The sequence below is a fragment of the Salmonella sp. SAL-020 genome, from assembly GCF_017372215.1.
GTDB classification, from domain to species: Bacteria; Pseudomonadota; Gammaproteobacteria; order Enterobacterales; family Enterobacteriaceae; genus Salmonella; species Salmonella enterica.
This window is the reverse complement of the sequence record NZ_CP071690.1, coordinates 2,975,425-2,990,695: the sequence shown is the minus strand read 5'-3', so window position 1 is coordinate 2,990,695 and position 15,271 is coordinate 2,975,425. Positions and strand designations below refer to the sequence as shown.

13 protein-coding genes, 1 tRNA gene and 1 pseudogene are annotated in these 15,271 nt (G+C 52.3%); 6 read left to right on the top strand and 9 right to left on the bottom strand.

The features are described 5' to 3' along the window. Window positions 1–10 precede the first annotated feature (10 nt). Window positions 11–1,663: a hydroxylamine reductase gene (gene hcp, locus J1G48_RS14660; protein WP_000458786.1), complete on the bottom strand. Its 1,653-nt coding sequence runs from the start codon at window positions 1,661–1,663 to the stop codon at window positions 11–13. A gap of 143 nt (window positions 1,664–1,806) precedes the next feature. After that, complete coding sequence (locus J1G48_RS14655) at window positions 1,807–2,706, bottom strand: lysine exporter LysO family protein (protein ID WP_000491118.1); 900 nt, start codon at window positions 2,704–2,706, stop codon at window positions 1,807–1,809. A 201-nt stretch (window positions 2,707–2,907) separates the two neighbouring features. Between J1G48_RS14655 and J1G48_RS14650 the strand changes: the two genes are divergently transcribed. Beyond that, window positions 2,908–4,566 carry an ATP-dependent endonuclease gene (locus tag J1G48_RS14650; protein ID WP_000599761.1) on the top strand — a complete coding sequence of 553 codons (1,659 nt, stop codon included), beginning with the start codon at window positions 2,908–2,910 and terminating at the stop codon, window positions 4,564–4,566. Here the strand turns inward: J1G48_RS14650 and J1G48_RS14645 are convergent. After that, window positions 4,563–5,513: a VirK/YbjX family protein gene (locus J1G48_RS14645; RefSeq protein WP_001519893.1), complete on the bottom strand. Its 951-nt coding sequence runs from the start codon at window positions 5,511–5,513 to the stop codon at window positions 4,563–4,565. The two genes, J1G48_RS14650 and J1G48_RS14645, sit on opposite strands and share 4 nt — an antisense overlap. A gap of 145 nt (window positions 5,514–5,658) precedes the next feature. Here J1G48_RS14645 and macA point away from each other — a divergent pair, with 145 nt between their 5' ends. Together macA and macB are read left to right on the top strand one after the other, a co-directional pair. Next, window positions 5,659–6,777, top strand: a complete 1,119-nt coding sequence (gene macA, locus J1G48_RS14640; protein ID WP_001201751.1) for a macrolide transporter subunit MacA — start codon at window positions 5,659–5,661, stop codon at window positions 6,775–6,777. Beyond that, window positions 6,774–8,720, top strand: coding sequence for a macrolide ABC transporter ATP-binding protein/permease MacB (macB, locus tag J1G48_RS14635; protein WP_000125875.1), 1,947 nt, complete (start codon window positions 6,774–6,776; stop codon window positions 8,718–8,720). Before macA ends, macB begins: the two co-directional genes overlap by 4 nt. 129 nt (window positions 8,721–8,849) lie before the next feature. Here the strand turns inward: macB and cspD are convergent, their stop codons facing one another. Continuing rightward, on the bottom strand, window positions 8,850–9,071 hold the full coding sequence (gene cspD, locus J1G48_RS14630) for a cold shock-like protein CspD (protein ID WP_000447499.1): 222 nt from the start codon (window positions 9,069–9,071) through the stop codon (window positions 8,850–8,852). A 150-nt stretch (window positions 9,072–9,221) separates the two neighbouring features. On the opposite strand from cspD, the gene J1G48_RS23380 reads away from it, so the two are divergent. The 3 genes from J1G48_RS23380 to clpA all read left to right on the top strand — a co-directional run bounded on the left by J1G48_RS23380 (window position 9,222) and on the right by clpA (window position 12,022). Beyond that, window positions 9,222–9,299 (top strand): hypothetical protein, encoded by a 78-nt coding sequence (locus tag J1G48_RS23380; RefSeq protein WP_212742690.1) that lies wholly within the window; start codon window positions 9,222–9,224, stop codon window positions 9,297–9,299. A gap of 95 nt (window positions 9,300–9,394) precedes the next feature. Then, complete coding sequence (clpS, locus tag J1G48_RS14625) at window positions 9,395–9,715, top strand: ATP-dependent Clp protease adapter ClpS (protein ID WP_000520789.1); 321 nt, start codon at window positions 9,395–9,397, stop codon at window positions 9,713–9,715. Window positions 9,716–9,745: 30 nt separating this feature from the next. Next, window positions 9,746–12,022 (top strand): ATP-dependent Clp protease ATP-binding subunit ClpA, encoded by a 2,277-nt coding sequence (clpA, locus tag J1G48_RS14620; RefSeq protein ID WP_000934064.1) that lies wholly within the window; start codon window positions 9,746–9,748, stop codon window positions 12,020–12,022. A gap of 212 nt (window positions 12,023–12,234) precedes the next feature. On the opposite strand, the gene J1G48_RS14615 is transcribed toward clpA, so the two are convergent. The 5 genes and pseudogenes from J1G48_RS14615 to J1G48_RS14595 form a co-directional block, all read right to left on the bottom strand. Then, a complete protein-coding gene (locus J1G48_RS14615) occupies window positions 12,235–12,432 on the bottom strand; it encodes a hypothetical protein (protein WP_001117984.1) in 198 nt (65 codons plus the stop codon). 161 nt (window positions 12,433–12,593) lie between these two features. Further along, window positions 12,594–12,947 (bottom strand): annotated as a pseudogene (locus J1G48_RS14610) (integrase); the annotation flags it as partial. A 454-nt stretch (window positions 12,948–13,401) separates the two neighbouring features. Further along, window positions 13,402–13,489 (bottom strand) — tRNA-Ser (locus J1G48_RS14605). 148 nt (window positions 13,490–13,637) lie between these two features. Beyond that, window positions 13,638–14,315: a hydrolase gene (locus J1G48_RS14600; RefSeq protein WP_000097893.1), complete on the bottom strand. Its 678-nt coding sequence runs from the start codon at window positions 14,313–14,315 to the stop codon at window positions 13,638–13,640. Between the two features lie 19 nt (window positions 14,316–14,334). Beyond that, entirely contained in the window at window positions 14,335–15,195 is an 861-nt protein-coding gene (locus J1G48_RS14595; RefSeq protein ID WP_000809969.1) for a pirin family protein, read from the bottom strand. Between the last annotated feature and the right edge of the window lie 76 nt (window positions 15,196–15,271).

Sequence of the window (15,271 nt, the reverse complement as noted above, 5' to 3'; positions counted from 1 at the left end):
ATTGACCTCCTTACGCGCTCAGCAATTGCTTCATGTCTTCTTCAACGGTGGTCACGGAACGCAGACCGAACTTCTCGTTGAGCACAGCCAGCAGATCCGGCGTGAAGAAGCCCGGCGCGGTCGGCCCGGTGACAATATTTTTCACGCCTAATGACAGCAGCGTCAGCAGAATCACGATCGCTTTCTGCTCAAACCAGGAGAGCACCAGCGATAGCGGCAGATCGTTGACGCCGCAGCCCAGTTTTTCCGCCAGCGTAACGGCGAGGATGATGGCAGAGTAAGCATCGTTACACTGACCGGCATCGACCAGACGCGGCAGACCTTCGATATCGCCAAACTCCAGTTTGTTGAAACGGTATTTACCACACGCCAGAGTCAGGATCAGGCAGTCATCCGGCACGCTGGTGGCGAAATCGGTAAAGTAGTTACGCTCGCCGCGCGCGCCGTCACAGCCGCCGACCAGGAAGATGTGGCGCAGTTTTTCACGACTGACCAGATCGATGAGCGTATCGGCAGCGCCGAGCAGGGTCTGACGGCCAAAACCGACGGTGATGAGATGCGGAATTTCGCTATACGGGAAGCCCGCCATTTGCTGCGCCTGGGCAATGACCGGCCCGAAGTCATCGCCTTCAAGATGGCTAACGCCCGGCCAGCCGACGATGCTACGGGTCCAGATACGGTCGTCATAGCTGCCCACGGTCGGGTCGATAATGCAGTTAGAGGTCATCACGATTGGGCCAGGGAAGCGGGCGAATTCGACCTGCTGATTCTGCCAGCCGCTGCCGTAGTTACCGACCAGATGCTTGAATTTACGCAGTTCCGGATAGCCATGTGCGGGCAGCATTTCACCGTGAGTATAGACGTTAACGCCGGTGCCTTCGGTCTGTTCCAGCAGGTTGTAGAGATCTTTCAGATCGTGACCGGAGATCAGAATGCACTTGCCTTCAGTCGCTTTGACGTTGACCTGAGTCGGCGTTGGGTGACCGTATTTGGTGGTTTCACCGGCGTCCAGAATGCTCATCACTTTGAAGTTCATCTGGCCGATTTCCATTGCGCACTCCAGCAGCGCGTTCATGTCAGCAGGCCAGGTGCCCAGCCAGGCCATGATTTTGTGGTACTGCGCGTAAATGTCGTTGTCGTATTGACCGAGAACGTGCGCGTGTTCCATATACGCCGCCGCGCCTTTCAGACCGTACAGGCACAGCAGACGCAGGCCGAGGATGTTCTCGCCAATGGCGGCTTTGTCTTTATTCGGGGTAAATTCCGCCGCCTGACGTTGCAGTTCGCCCAGATCGTCGCTGACCAGTTGCAGATCGGCCATCGGATTGTCGCAATGCGCATTAGCATCCACGCTCAGGCACTGCGCTTTCAACGCTTCACGCAAGGCAATCGCTTCACGGGCGTAGCCGACGATACGCGGAGAGTCGAAGTTAACGTTGGTCAGCGTGGAGAAAAACGCGCGCGGCGCAAAGTTATCAACGTCGTGATTAATGATGCCATATTCACGGGCCTTCACCGCCCAGGCAGACAAACCTTGCAAAGCCGCAATCAGCAGATCCTGCAGATCGGACGTTTCAGCTGTTTTACCGCACATTCCCTGCGCGTAGGAGCAGCCGTTTCCGGCTGGTGTACGGATGGTTTGTTCACATTGCACACAAAACATGGTCACACCTTTTAAAGTTATATTTAATATACATGTTTAAGGTTATGCCTGTGAACAAAGGGATAAAAGGGATTTCTGCCATAATGTGCAAGGAGATTGATTTAGCGCAATTTTGGCGGCAGATGCCTACCGCCAAAGAGGTATCAGGCCGAGAAGAACGCCATTAAGAGGGGGACCAGCAGGCTGAGGATAAAGCCATGTACGATAGCCGCCGGAACAATCTCTACGCCGCCGGAGCGCTGTAATACCGGCAACGTAAAGTCCATTGAAGTCGCTCCGCACAGGCCCAACGCCGTTGAACGGCTGCGGCGAACCAGACCGGGAATAAGCATAATGGCTAAGAGCTCGCGGGCCAGATCGTTAAAAAATGCCGCGCTGCCGATAACCGGTCCAAACGACTCCGTCAGCAAAATACCGGAAAGAGAGTACCAGCCGAAACCTGACGCCATCGCCAGGGCGGTTTTTAGCGGTAAGTCCAGGATAAACGCATTAATCACGCCGCCCAGTAATGAGCTTGCCACGACAACGACCGCGACCATCATTCCCCGGCGGTTAAGCACAATTTGCTTTAAGGTCATGCCGCTATTTCGTAGCTGAATCCCCACCAGGAACAATAAAAAGATCAGCGTATATTCACTGGCTTCGGTGGCGTGCTGTAAAACAGAGAGTCCGCTCAGGCCGATAACAAACCCCAATACCACTACGCCGCACAGTTGCAGCGACTCCAGCGCCATGGCAATACGCGAAGGCAGTTTTTCCTGCTGATGATGGTGACGCCACGGGAGGATACGTTCCAGCCACAATAAGGCGGCGATATTACACAATAAAATAATCGTAATACTGACGGCGGAATAATGAAAAATCGCCACCAGATTACTGGCGAGGTTATCCAAAAACGCCAGGCTTATTCCCATAAAAAAGAGAATAAGATACACGATCCAGCTCAGTAGCCGGTTAATGAGTTGTAATGCGGCTTTATGTCGCAGTGGAATGAGATAGCCCACAATCAGTGGAACCAGAATGATTAAAAGTCCTGAAAACATGAACAGCCGGGCCCTTTTTTATTGTTTGAATAGCGTACATGACACTACCGAATTCCAGACTATCAGTAAAGCGACACCGTCAGCCGTACATTTATCAGACATTTGCCCCAGGCAAAGGGGGGGAATATCACGCCTGGCGGACGCATTTGCCGTTATACTGCGGTGAATTTTATGGAGTGATGACGTTTTTCTGGAGGAAGCATGATTCTCGAACGCGTTGAAATAGTAGGATTTCGCGGTATCAACCGACTGTCGTTGATGCTGGAGCAAAACAACGTGCTGATTGGGGAAAACGCCTGGGGAAAATCCAGCCTGCTGGATGCGCTGACTCTGTTATTGTCGCCGGAACTCGATCTCTACCATTTTGTCCGTGAGGATTTCTGGTTTCCGCCTGGCGACATAAAAGGACGCGAGCATCACCTGCATATTATTCTGACTTTTCGCGAAACGCAGCCAGGGCGGCATCGGGTACGTCGTTATAGAGCGCTGGAAGCATGCTGGTCGCTTTGCGAGGATGATTTTCACCGTATTTTTTATCGGCTAGAGGGCGAATGCGGCGCCGATGGCAGCGTGATGACGCTGCGCAGTTTTCTCAATAGCGATGGGCAGCCATTACTGGTGGAAAATATTAACGATCAGGTGCGCCACCTGGTTCGTCTGATGCCAGTGCTACGTTTGCGCGATGCGCGCTTTATGCGACGTATTCGCAACGGTACGGTGCCCAATGTGCCGGATGTTGAAGTCACGGCCCGACAGCTGGATTTTCTGGCGCGTGAGCTGGCGACCCGGCCGCAAAATTTAACCGACGGGCAGATTCGTCAGGGACTGTCCGCGATGGTGCAACTGCTTGAACACTATTTCTCAGAGCAGGGCGCAGGACAGGCGCGTCACCGACTCATGCGCCGGCGTTCGCAAAATGAGCAGCGTAGCTGGCGCTATCTGGATATTATTAATCGGATGATCGACAAACCGGGCAGCCGGTCGCATCGGGTGATCCTGCTGGGGCTTTTCTCCACGCTGTTACAGGCGAAAGGGACGCTGCGGTTACATAAAGACGCGCGACCATTACTGCTGGTGGAAGATCCGGAAACCCGTTTACATCCCATTATGCTTTCAGTCGCCTGGCAATTGCTCAATCTGTTACCGCTACAGCGGATAGCGACAACCAACTCAGGCGAACTGCTCTCGCTAACGCCGGTGGAGCATGTCGTACGGCTGGTGCGCGAATCTTCCCGCGTCGCCGCCTGGCGTCTGGGCCCGGGCGGGTTAAGCGCGGAAGATGGACGGCGTATCGCCTTTCATATCCGCTTTAATCGCGCGTCGTCGCTGTTTGCGCGTTGCTGGCTACTGGTGGAAGGCGAGACGGAAACCTGGGTTATTAATGAGCTGGCGCGTCAGTGTGGACATCATTTTGATGCGGAGGGCATTAAAGTCATTGAGTTTGCTCAGTCCGGCCTGAAACCGCTGGTGAAGTTCGCTCGCCGTATGGGAATCGAGTGGCATGTCCTGGTGGATGGCGACGAAGCGGGGAAAAAATATGCCGCGACGGTCCGCAGTCTGCTTAATAACGATCGGGAAGAAGAACGCGAACATCTCACGGCGCTGCCTGCGCTGGATATGGAACATTTTATGTATCGTCAGGGCTTTGCCGATGTTTTTCACCGGGTTGCGCAACTTCCGCCTAATGTGCCGATGAATACCCGGAAAATTATCACTAAAGCTATCCACCGCTCGTCAAAGCCGGATTTGGCGATTGAAGTCGCGATGGAAGCCGGGCGGCGGGGAATTGACGCCGTGCCGCCGCTGTTCAGAAAGATGTTCTCGCGCGTGGTTTGGCTGGCGCGGGGCCGGGCGGATTAACGTTTGAATGTGACCGGAACCTGTTCGACGACGCTATCGAGTAACGCATAGCGGCGGCGATACTCGGCCCGTTTCTTACTGGCGATCTCCGATTCGCTTTTTCGGGCGATCGCCAGCGGTAGCGCATAGTAATTTCCTTTAATTCTTTCACCGCCTAACGATTCCCAAAACGCGTCATAGTCGGCATGCATTTGCGTCTTTTTATCCATGTATCGCCAGCTACGGTAAACGTGCGCATCGTTACTCACGGCTATAATCTGCTCCGCCTGAAAGACTTGCGCAAACTGACAGAGAGCCTCCATCACGATGCGTTTGGGAAAAAGACCATGGCAGGCTTTGGTCGCCTGCTGGATAATTTCGTGAGGGACGTCGTTTGCCGCGCCCTGTAATCCGCCGATAAATAGTGTGCGTTGTTGGTTAAAGCGACACAGGGTAAATGTGATCTCTGCCAGAATACGTAACTGTGCGTCGCGAACAACAATAGTGCTTTCACCTTCTTTATCCAGTGAGACCAGACTGACTAAATCAAGTTGAAACAACTCGCCGGTTTTAGTTTCAAATTTAGCAAGATTCAGGCCATACTGACTTAAATAGCTAACTTGTTGTTCCCGCGATAAAAGTTGGCGCATCTGTTGATAATGAAAACACAGCGCATCTAAGGCGAAATCGCGTTTAATATTTACAGCCATATAAGGACGATGTAGCCGAATAGGCAAACGCGGCTGACGAGCAAGTAACGTATTTAACTCCGGCCATTGGGTGAGATTGGTCAGTAATTGGCTGGTCGCACGCGGCATGACTAATGAGCGGATTAAAAACTTGCGACGAAAGCTGGCTTTACGCCAGAATTTTCCTGGCTGTAATTGCCCGCGCGTCAGACGAATAAATAATTGTAAAGGAGAGATGTAATCTGAAGTGTACCAGGTATTATCTGTAAGCTGTGTCATGATCGTAATCCGCGACATAAGATTGTCGAGATTGAACCACAGGAAACATTAACCAATCGTCAATACAGCCGGCGCTATCTTTATTGCGTCAGGTTTGTTTAGATACGGTTTACTTTCTGGTTAAAATTTTGCCGTCAGGGTTTCTATGCGTGCTAAGGGAAAGAAATTTAAAAAGCGTTATCTGGTCATTATTTTAATTCTTTTAGTGGGGGGGATGGCTGGCTGGCGAATGATAAATGCCCCGCTGCCAACTTATCAGACATTAATCGTGCGGCCAGGCGATCTTGAACAGAGTGTACTGGCGACTGGAAAACTGGACGCGTTGCGTAAAGTGGATGTCGGCGCGCAGGTGAGCGGCCAGTTGAAAACGCTGCTGGTCTCCATTGGCGATAACGTTAAAAAAGATCAGCTACTCGGCGTGATTGACCCAGATCAGGCGGAGAACCAGATAAAAGAGGTCGAGGCCACCTTGATGGAGCTGAACGCGGAGCGTCAGCAGGCAGCCGCTGAGTTAAAGCTGGCGCGGGTTACGCTGGCGCGCCAGCAGCAGTTAGCTAAGACTCAGGCGGTATCGCAACAGGATCTGGATACCGCGGCGACGGAGATGGCGGTTAAACAGGCGCGTATTGGCACCATAGATGCCCAGATCAAACGTAATCGGGCCTCGTTGGACACCGCGAAAACCAACCTGGAATATACCCGTATTGTCGCCCCCATGGCGGGGGAAGTGACGCAAATCACTACCCTGCAAGGACAAACGGTGATTGCAGCTCAGCAGGCGCCCAATATTCTGACGCTGGCGGATATGAGCACCATGCTGGTAAAAGCGCAGGTCTCGGAAGCGGACGTGATCCATCTTCGGGCGGGGCAGAAAGCATGGTTCACCATTGCAGGCGATCCGCAAACGCGCTATGAAGGCGTTTTAAAAGATATTCTGCCGACGCCGGAAAAGATCAACGACGCTATTTTTTATTACGCCCGGTTTGAAGTGCCGAATCCCAAAAGAATCTTGCGTCTTGATATGACCGCACAGGTTTATATTCAACTCATGGATGTCAAAAATGTGCTGATTATTCCTCTCGCCGCGCTTGGCGAACCGGTGGGCGGCAATCGTTATAAAGTGGCGCTGTTGCGTAACGGCGAAAAACGTGAGCGCGAAGTGGTCATTGGCGAGCGTAACGATACAGACGTGGAAGTGGTTAAAGGTCTGGAAGCGGGCGATGAGGTGATCATCGGCGAAAGCAGGCCAGGAGCGACGCCATGACGGCATTGCTTGAACTGTGCAATGTGAGTCGTAGCTACCCCTCCGGAGAAGAGCAGGTGGCGGTGTTGAAAGATATCTCCCTGCAAATCCACGCCGGGGAGATGGTGGCGATCGTCGGCGTTTCCGGTTCTGGAAAATCAACGCTGATGAATATCCTCGGGTGCCTGGATAAACCGACCAGCGGCACTTATCGGGTGGCGGGGCGGGACGTCTCGACGCTGGACCCGGACGCGCTGGCGCAGCTGCGGCGTGAGCATTTTGGCTTTATCTTTCAGCGCTACCATCTGTTGTCGCATTTAACGGCAGCGCAAAATGTTGAAATCCCCGCCGTCTACGCCGGCATTGAACGCAAAAAACGCCAGGCGCGCGCCAGAGAGTTGCTTTTGCGGCTGGGATTAAGCGATCGCGTCGATTACCCACCTTCACAGCTTTCTGGCGGACAGCAGCAGCGTGTCAGTATTGCCCGCGCTCTGATGAACGGTGGACAGGTGATTCTGGCAGATGAGCCGACCGGCGCGCTGGATAGCCATTCCGGCGAAGAGGTGATGGCGATTTTGCGCCAACTGCGCGATCGCGGACATACGGTGATCATTGTGACGCACGATCCGCTGATTGCCGCCCAGGCGGAGCGGATTATTGAAATTCACGATGGCAAGATTGTCCATAATCCGCCCGCGGAGGAAAAGAAACGCGAACAGGGCGTTGACGCTGCCGTAGTTAATACGGCTCCCGGCTGGCGGCAATTTGCCAGCAGCTTTCGCGAAGCGCTGTCAATGGCGTGGTTAGCGATGGCCGCTAACAAAATGCGTACTTTACTGACCATGCTGGGAATTATTATCGGTATTGCGTCGGTGGTGTCGATTGTGGTGGTCGGCGACGCCGCAAAACAGATGGTACTGGCGGATATCCGCGCTATGGGCACTAACACGATTGATATTCATCCAGGCAAAGATTTTGGCGACGACAATCCGCAGTATCGACAGGCGCTGAAATATGACGATCTGGTCGCTATTCAGAAACAGCCGTGGGTTAACTCTGCGACGCCCAGCGTTTCAAAGAGCTTACGTCTTCGCTATGGCAATATTGATATTGCCGTAAATGCTAATGGCGTCAGTGGCGATTATTTTAACGTTTACGGCATGTCCTTTAGGGAGGGGAACACCTTCAATTCTGTACAGCAACAGGATCGCGCGCAGGTGGTGGTGCTGGATGCCAACACGCGACGCCAGCTATTTCCAAATAAAGCGAATGTCGTAGGGGAAGTGGTGCTGGTGGGTAATATGCCGGTTATTGTTATTGGCGTGGCGGAAGAGAAACCGTCCATGTACGGCAATAGCAATCTGTTGCAAGTTTGGTTGCCCTATAGCACGATGTCAGATCGCATAATGGGTCAGTCATGGCTTAACTCGATCACCGTTCGTGTGAAAGATGGCGTTGATAGCGATCAGGCTGAACAGCAGCTTACCCGCCTGCTCACCTTACGCCACGGTAAAAAAGACTTCTTCACCTGGAATATGGACAGCGTTCTGAAAACGGCTGAAAAAACCACCTATACTCTTCAGTTATTTCTGACGCTGGTGGCCGTCATTTCGCTGGTTGTCGGCGGCATTGGCGTTATGAATATTATGCTGGTTTCCGTCACCGAGCGAACGCGTGAAATCGGCATCCGTATGGCGGTAGGCGCGCGCGCCAGCGATGTGCTACAGCAGTTTCTTATTGAAGCGGTGCTGGTTTGCCTGGTTGGGGGAGCGCTGGGGATTAGCTTGTCGATGTTCATCGCATTTATGCTACAGCTTTTCCTGCCCGGCTGGGAGATCGGTTTTTCACTGACTGCGCTGGCGAGCGCGTTTTTATGTTCGACGTTTACCGGGATACTGTTTGGCTGGCTACCGGCGAGAAACGCGGCGCGACTGGACCCGGTGGATGCGCTGGCAAGGGAGTAATCTCGCTGACGTCATTTGTCGGCCTGATAAGATGCAACAGTGTCGCTATCAGGCACTGGCGTTAAATAAAAATGCCAGCCGATCGGGCTGGCATTTTGCCTCCTGGATGTACACAATGAGACAGAGGAGCTATGCAACGGCCTCTGCTTCGATGGGCACGATGACGCTGGCGTGATTGCCTTTTGGCCCCTGGTGGACATCAAACCGGACAGACTGTCCGGCTTTAAGCGTTCTGTAACCATCCATTTGAATGGTGGAATAATGGGCGAAAATATCCTCGCCGCCGCCTTCAGGGCAGATGAAACCAAACCCTTTGGCATTGTTGAACCACTTTACAGTACCCGTTTCCATGCTTCGACATCCTTCGTAAATCTTATATAAGTAAGATGGAATGAACCGGTGACGGAGTGGGGGCTGTTCAAAACCTCACCAACTCTCGACATTACAATTTAGAGAAATCAGGCGAGGCGTCAAGCATCAGGCAGGGGGGATCGGGTAAAAATGAATCAAAAATTTGAAGCAGTTAACGCTATTGCCGGGAATGTGACAGATGTCGCGGATGGTACTGATAGATGTTAGTTATCTATCAATTGAGGTAGATTGATTGTGTGCATAGACTCTGGTCAGCGGCAGATTTTCCTGCCGACAACCGTAACCGATAATGACGACTGACAATGGGTAAGACGAACGATTGGCTGGATTTTGACCAGTTGGTGGAAGATAGCGTGCGCGACGCGCTAAAACCGCCATCTATGTATAAAGTGATATTAGTCAATGATGATTACACTCCGATGGAGTTTGTTATTGACGTGTTACAAAAATTCTTTTCTTATGATGTAGAACGTGCAACGCAATTGATGCTTGCAGTTCACTATCAAGGCAAAGCCATCTGCGGCGTGTTCACCGCCGAGGTGGCGGAAACCAAAGTGGCGATGGTGAACAAGTATGCAAGGGAGAACGAGCATCCGTTGCTGTGTACGCTGGAAAAAGCCTGAATGCAGGTATAAAAATTGGGGGAGGTGCCTATGCTCAATCAAGAACTGGAACTCAGTTTAAACATGGCTTTCGCCAGAGCGCGCGAGCACCGTCATGAGTTTATGACCGTCGAGCATCTGTTGCTGGCGCTGCTCAGCAACCCATCGGCTCGCGAAGCGCTGGAAGCATGCTCCGTGGATCTGGTGGCGCTCCGTCAGGAACTCGAAGCCTTCATTGAACAAACCACACCCGTACTGCCTGCCAGTGAAGAAGAGCGTGATACGCAGCCGACGTTAAGTTTCCAGCGTGTCCTGCAGCGTGCCGTCTTCCATGTTCAGTCTTCCGGGCGTAGTGAAGTGACTGGCGCGAATGTGCTGGTGGCTATCTTTAGCGAACAGGAATCACAGGCGGCTTATCTGCTGCGCAAGCATGAAGTGAGCCGTCTGGATATCGTGAACTTTATTTCTCACGGGACGCGAAAAGACGAACCGAGCCAATCTTCCGATCTCGGCAATCAGCCAACTGGCGACGAACAAGCTGGCGGGGAGGAACGTATGGAAAACTTCACGACGAATCTTAACCAACTTGCTCGCGTGGGCGGCATCGATCCGCTGATTGGTCGTGAAAAAGAACTTGAACGCGCGATCCAGGTCTTGTGTCGTCGCCGTAAAAATAACCCGTTGCTGGTAGGGGAATCCGGCGTCGGCAAAACGGCGATTGCCGAAGGGCTGGCCTGGCGTATCGTGCAGGGCGATGTGCCGGAAGTGATGGCCGATTGCACCATTTACTCTCTGGATATCGGTTCGCTGCTGGCGGGCACCAAATACCGCGGCGATTTTGAAAAACGGTTTAAGGCGTTGCTGAAACAGCTTGAGCAGGATACCAACAGCATCCTGTTTATCGATGAAATCCATACCATTATCGGCGCTGGCGCGGCGTCGGGCGGACAGGTGGATGCGGCAAATCTGATTAAACCGCTGCTTTCCAGCGGCAAGATCCGGGTGATCGGCTCAACGACCTATCAGGAATTCAGCAATATTTTTGAGAAAGACCGTGCATTAGCGCGCCGTTTCCAGAAAATTGATATTACCGAGCCTTCGGTGGAAGAGACGGTGCAAATTATCAACGGCTTGAAACCTAAGTACGAAGCGCACCACGACGTGCGTTATACCGCGAAAGCGGTGCGTGCGGCGGTCGAGTTGGCGGTAAAATATATCAATGACCGCCATCTGCCGGATAAAGCCATTGACGTGATTGACGAAGCGGGCGCTCGGGCGCGTCTGATGCCGGTGAGCAAACGTAAGAAAACGGTCAACGTGGCGGATATTGAGTCCGTAGTGGCGCGAATTGCGCGAATTCCTGAAAAGAGCGTCTCGCAGAGCGATCGCGATACGCTGAAGAACCTGGGCGATCGTCTGAAAATGCTGGTCTTCGGCCAGGATAACGCGATTGAGGCGCTGACCGAAGCTATTAAGATGAGTCGTGCCGGTCTGGGCCATGAGCATAAACCTGTCGGCTCATTCTTGTTCGCCGGGCCAACTGGCGTAGGGAAAACTGAAGTTACGGTACAGCTTTCAAAAGCGCTGGGTATTGAGCTGTTGCGCTTCGATATGTCCGAATATATGGAGCGTCATACGGTGAGCCGTTTGATCGGCGCGCCTCCGGGATACGTCGGTTTCGACCAGGGCGGGCTGCTGACGGATGCGGTGATTAAGCATCCTCATGCGGTGCTGTTGCTGGATGAGATCGAAAAAGCGCACCCGGATGTCTTTAACCTGCTGCTGCAGGTGATGGATAACGGTACGCTGACCGATAACAATGGCCGTAAGGCGGATTTCCGCAACGTGGTGCTGGTGATGACCACCAACGCCGGCGTGCGAGAAACCGAACGTAAATCTATTGGTCTTATTCATCAGGACAACAGTACCGATGCGATGGGCGAGATCAAGAAAGTGTTTACGCCGGAGTTCCGTAACCGTCTCGACAACATTATTTGGTTCGATCATCTGTCTGGCGAGGTGATTCATCAGGTTGTCGATAAGTTTATCGTCGAGTTGCAGGCTCAGTTGGATCAGAAAGGCGTCTCTCTGGAAGTCAGTCAGGAAGCGCGCGACTGGCTGGCGGAAAAGGGCTATGACCGGGCGATGGGCGCACGACCGATGGCGCGTGTGATTCAGGATAACCTGAAAAAACCGCTGGCCAATGAGTTGCTGTTTGGATCGCTGGTTGATGGCGGACAGGTCACCGTCGCGCTGGATAAAGAGAAAAATGCGTTGACGTATGGCTTCCAGAGTGCGCAAAAGCACAAGCCGGAAGCCGCGCATTAATCTTCGTTTCACTGCCGTACAAACCGGGCCTTAGCGCCCGGTTTTTTTACGCCGGCTAATAGTTAGCCTGATGGCGTTGTGCTCGCGGTAGGCGGACAAGGCGCTTGTAAATTGCGTCATCATCCGGTAATCGACGGGTCAAATGCGAAAAAAAAGCCCGACCCGCTGCGTGAAAAGGGATGCTGAAGCCGCTGTTACCAATGCCAAAAAAACTAATCCTCTTCTCTGAAAAGAGTAGTCTTACACTTAGCACAAAGAATTCTTCTGTGATTATCCCATACCTGTATCAAACCAACATCGCTGAATTTCTCGTGACCACAACTGTAGCAGGATATTTTGCTCATATTGTGTTTTTTAATATATTCATCTTTGGTGGGAAGTTGCTTCCAGTAGCCTATCAGTCCGGGCATAACCTCTCCTTGAGTGGGTTATGTAATTTGCAAATTATGATAATAATTATATAAGAAATAGTTCAGTATGAAATTATTACTTATCACATTTTCGAAAGCGAATGCTATTAGCATCACACTTTCTACGTTGTTATCAACGATAATGCTTTCGTACAGGTAGCTTAGCTGTTGGCAGTGCTATACCCCGTCCAATCATCCATCAACGCCACCCGTTTAGGCCATAACGTCCCACGCTGATACGCTGCTTCAGCCTTATCTGCCAACTGGTGCGCCAACGCATGTTCAATAACCTCACGTTGATAATCCGTTGCTTCACCAGCCCACTCACGGAAAGTAGAACGGAAGCCATGTTGCGTTAAGTCGATATATCCCATTCGTTTCAATACAGCCAATAACGACATATCAGAAAGTGTTTCAGCGCGAGGGGCAGGGAATACATGATTGTTATCTTTTAATCGTGGTAAATCTTTTAACAAATCAACAGCAGCATCAGACAGAGGAACTCGGTGCTTTTTTACTACCGAGAGATACTTATGCAAACTTTTCTAAAGCGTTTCAGGTAGGGAAGTAGGGCTGTTTTACACAATCTATAGTAAGTTTGGTGTAGCAACCAAAGGTCCAAAAACAAACCTTTCATCAGGAAAATCACAGTAAAAACAAGAAGTTTAGATACAAAAGCCCGTACTTTCGTACGAGCTCTTTCTTGAATATGGCGGTGAGGGGGGGATTGACTCGCTTTGCTCGCCCCTTCGGGCAGTCTCCTCGCAGGCTCGTCGTCTGTCCAACTGGCTGCGCCGCTACTCAGCCCATCCCTGGGCCTCGCCCCTTCGGGGCCAGAGCAAGCTCTGTTCAAAAACGCTCCCGGCGTTTTTGTGTCGAACCCCGGTCGGTGGTTCTCATCCCCCCTTAGTTTGGGGGATATATATAAGCAAAAAGCCCGTACTTCTGTACAGGCTCTCAACTTGAATATGGCGGTGAGGGGGGGATTCGAACCCCCGATACGTTGCCGTATACACACTTTCCAGGCGTGCTCCTTCAGCCACTCGGACACCTCACCATATTGTATTGCTGCCTGACCGCTTGGGGGGCAACGGGGCGCTACTATAGGGAGTTGCGCTAAAACGGTCAAGCAGAATTTACATATTCACTGTCGTTTGCTCATGCAATAGACATAATCCCCGCCCAAACTGGCGCGGGGAGGCAAATTAGCGCTGTGAATCCAACATTTCGTTGTTTTTCACCACATCCTGCGCTTTGCTGTAGCTTTCTATCAGCAGTTGATAGGCCGGGAATACCTGAGTATAAACGTCGGCCCACGCGGCGGCGTCTTCACGGTTCCAGGTGCCTTGCAGCTCAGAGGCGACTGCGGCAGTATCCATCGGTACGACGCCAGCCTGTACGATACGCGCCAGGGTGATCTCCTGCGCCATCTTACTGTAGGTACCGGATGCGTCGATCACGGCAAATACCTTATAACCTTCCGCTACCGCGCTAATGGCCGGGAATGCCATGCACACGCTGGTAATCGTCCCGGCAATGATCAGCGTCTTACGACCCGTCGCTTTTACCGCCTTAACGAAATCTTCGTTATCCCAGGCGTTAATTTCACCTTTACGCGCAATGTACTGCGCATGTGGCGCATTAGCGTGGATCTCCGGGATCAGCGGGCCGTTCGGACCTTGCGGTACGGATGCCGTGGTAATGACCGGCATTTTCGCTAACGTCGCCATCTTCGCCAACGCCGCGGCGCGAGCGCGTAATTCCGGCATTGGCATATCGCCTACGGTCTGGAAAAGACCGCTTTGATGATCGATTAAAAGCATCACGGAATCGTTAACATCAATTACCGGGCGCAAACCATTAAAATTAGCAGGACTTGACATCGTGTTCTCCTTCATGTTTTCAGATTTGGCCAAAACGGCCGGAGTTGAAATCGCGGACTGCTTCTGCGATCTCTTGTTTCGTGTTCATAACAAATGGGCCGTAACCCACAATCGGTTCATTCAGCGGCTCGCCTGATAACAGCAATACGCTGGCGTCGCTGCTGGCCTCAAGGTGCAGCGTTTTCCCTTGCTGGCTCAATACCACCAGTTGCGCTTCGTTGACCGGCGTCGTGCCGTTCACCGTGATATTGCCTTTCAGTACCACCAGCGCGGTGCTCCATCCTTCCGGCTGTGCCAATGTAAGCTGGCGATTGCGTTGCAGGCGCATATCCCAGACATTGAGCGGCGAGAAAGTGTGCGCCGGGCCTTTTGTCTCTTCATAACGCCCTGCAATGACCCGCACGACTCCGGCGTCATCCGGTAACGTAACGGTCGGGATAACATCGTGGGTAATGCTTTGATAACCCGGGGTGGTCATTTTGTCCTTCATTGGAAGGTTAACCCACAACTGCACCATTTCCAGTTCGCCGCCCCGACGGGTAAACGCGTCGGAATGGAACTCTTCATGCAAAATGCCTGCGCCTGCGGTCATCCACTGAACGTCGCCCGGGCCGATAACGCCGCCGCGACCGGTAGAGTCCCGATGCTCGACTTCGCCACTATAAACAATCGTCACGGTCTCGAAACCGCGGTGTGGATGCTCCCCAACGCCGCGTTTTTCATTACCCGGCGTAAATGTGTGCGGCCCGGCATAATCCAGCAGCAGGAAGGGACTCAACTGCTGCGCATGTGACTGATAAGAAAAGAGTGAACGAACCGGAAATCCATCGCCAACCCAGTGCGGGCGAGGTGCGGTATAGACGCCTGTAATCTGTTTCATGGTGTTCTCCTCAGTGGCGTTGTCTTGATGTGAATAAGCTTATATTCATGACAAAAGCTTCGGTAGTGGCTAAAAT

Coding starts and splice junctions, on each gene's coding strand:
- J1G48_RS14595 (WP_000809969.1), bottom strand. CDS start 15,195: ATGAAACAGATTACAGGCGTCTATACCGCACCTCGCCCGCACTGGGTT.
- J1G48_RS14655 (WP_000491118.1), bottom strand. CDS start 2,706: ATGTTTTCAGGACTTTTAATCATTCTGGTTCCACTGATTGTGGGCTAT.
- clpS (WP_000520789.1), top strand. CDS start 9,395: ATGGGTAAGACGAACGATTGGCTGGATTTTGACCAGTTGGTGGAAGAT.
- J1G48_RS23380 (WP_212742690.1), top strand. CDS start 9,222: ATGAATCAAAAATTTGAAGCAGTTAACGCTATTGCCGGGAATGTGACA.
- clpA (WP_000934064.1), top strand. CDS start 9,746: ATGCTCAATCAAGAACTGGAACTCAGTTTAAACATGGCTTTCGCCAGA.
- macA (WP_001201751.1), top strand. CDS start 5,659: ATGCGTGCTAAGGGAAAGAAATTTAAAAAGCGTTATCTGGTCATTATT.
- J1G48_RS14600 (WP_000097893.1), bottom strand. CDS start 14,315: ATGTCAAGTCCTGCTAATTTTAATGGTTTGCGCCCGGTAATTGATGTT.
- cspD (WP_000447499.1), bottom strand. CDS start 9,071: ATGGAAACGGGTACTGTAAAGTGGTTCAACAATGCCAAAGGGTTTGGT.
- J1G48_RS14645 (WP_001519893.1), bottom strand. CDS start 5,513: ATGACACAGCTTACAGATAATACCTGGTACACTTCAGATTACATCTCT.
- macB (WP_000125875.1), top strand. CDS start 6,774: ATGACGGCATTGCTTGAACTGTGCAATGTGAGTCGTAGCTACCCCTCC.
- hcp (WP_000458786.1), bottom strand. CDS start 1,663: ATGTTTTGTGTGCAATGTGAACAAACCATCCGTACACCAGCCGGAAAC.
- J1G48_RS14615 (WP_001117984.1), bottom strand. CDS start 12,432: ATGCCCGGACTGATAGGCTACTGGAAGCAACTTCCCACCAAAGATGAA.
- J1G48_RS14650 (WP_000599761.1), top strand. CDS start 2,908: ATGATTCTCGAACGCGTTGAAATAGTAGGATTTCGCGGTATCAACCGA.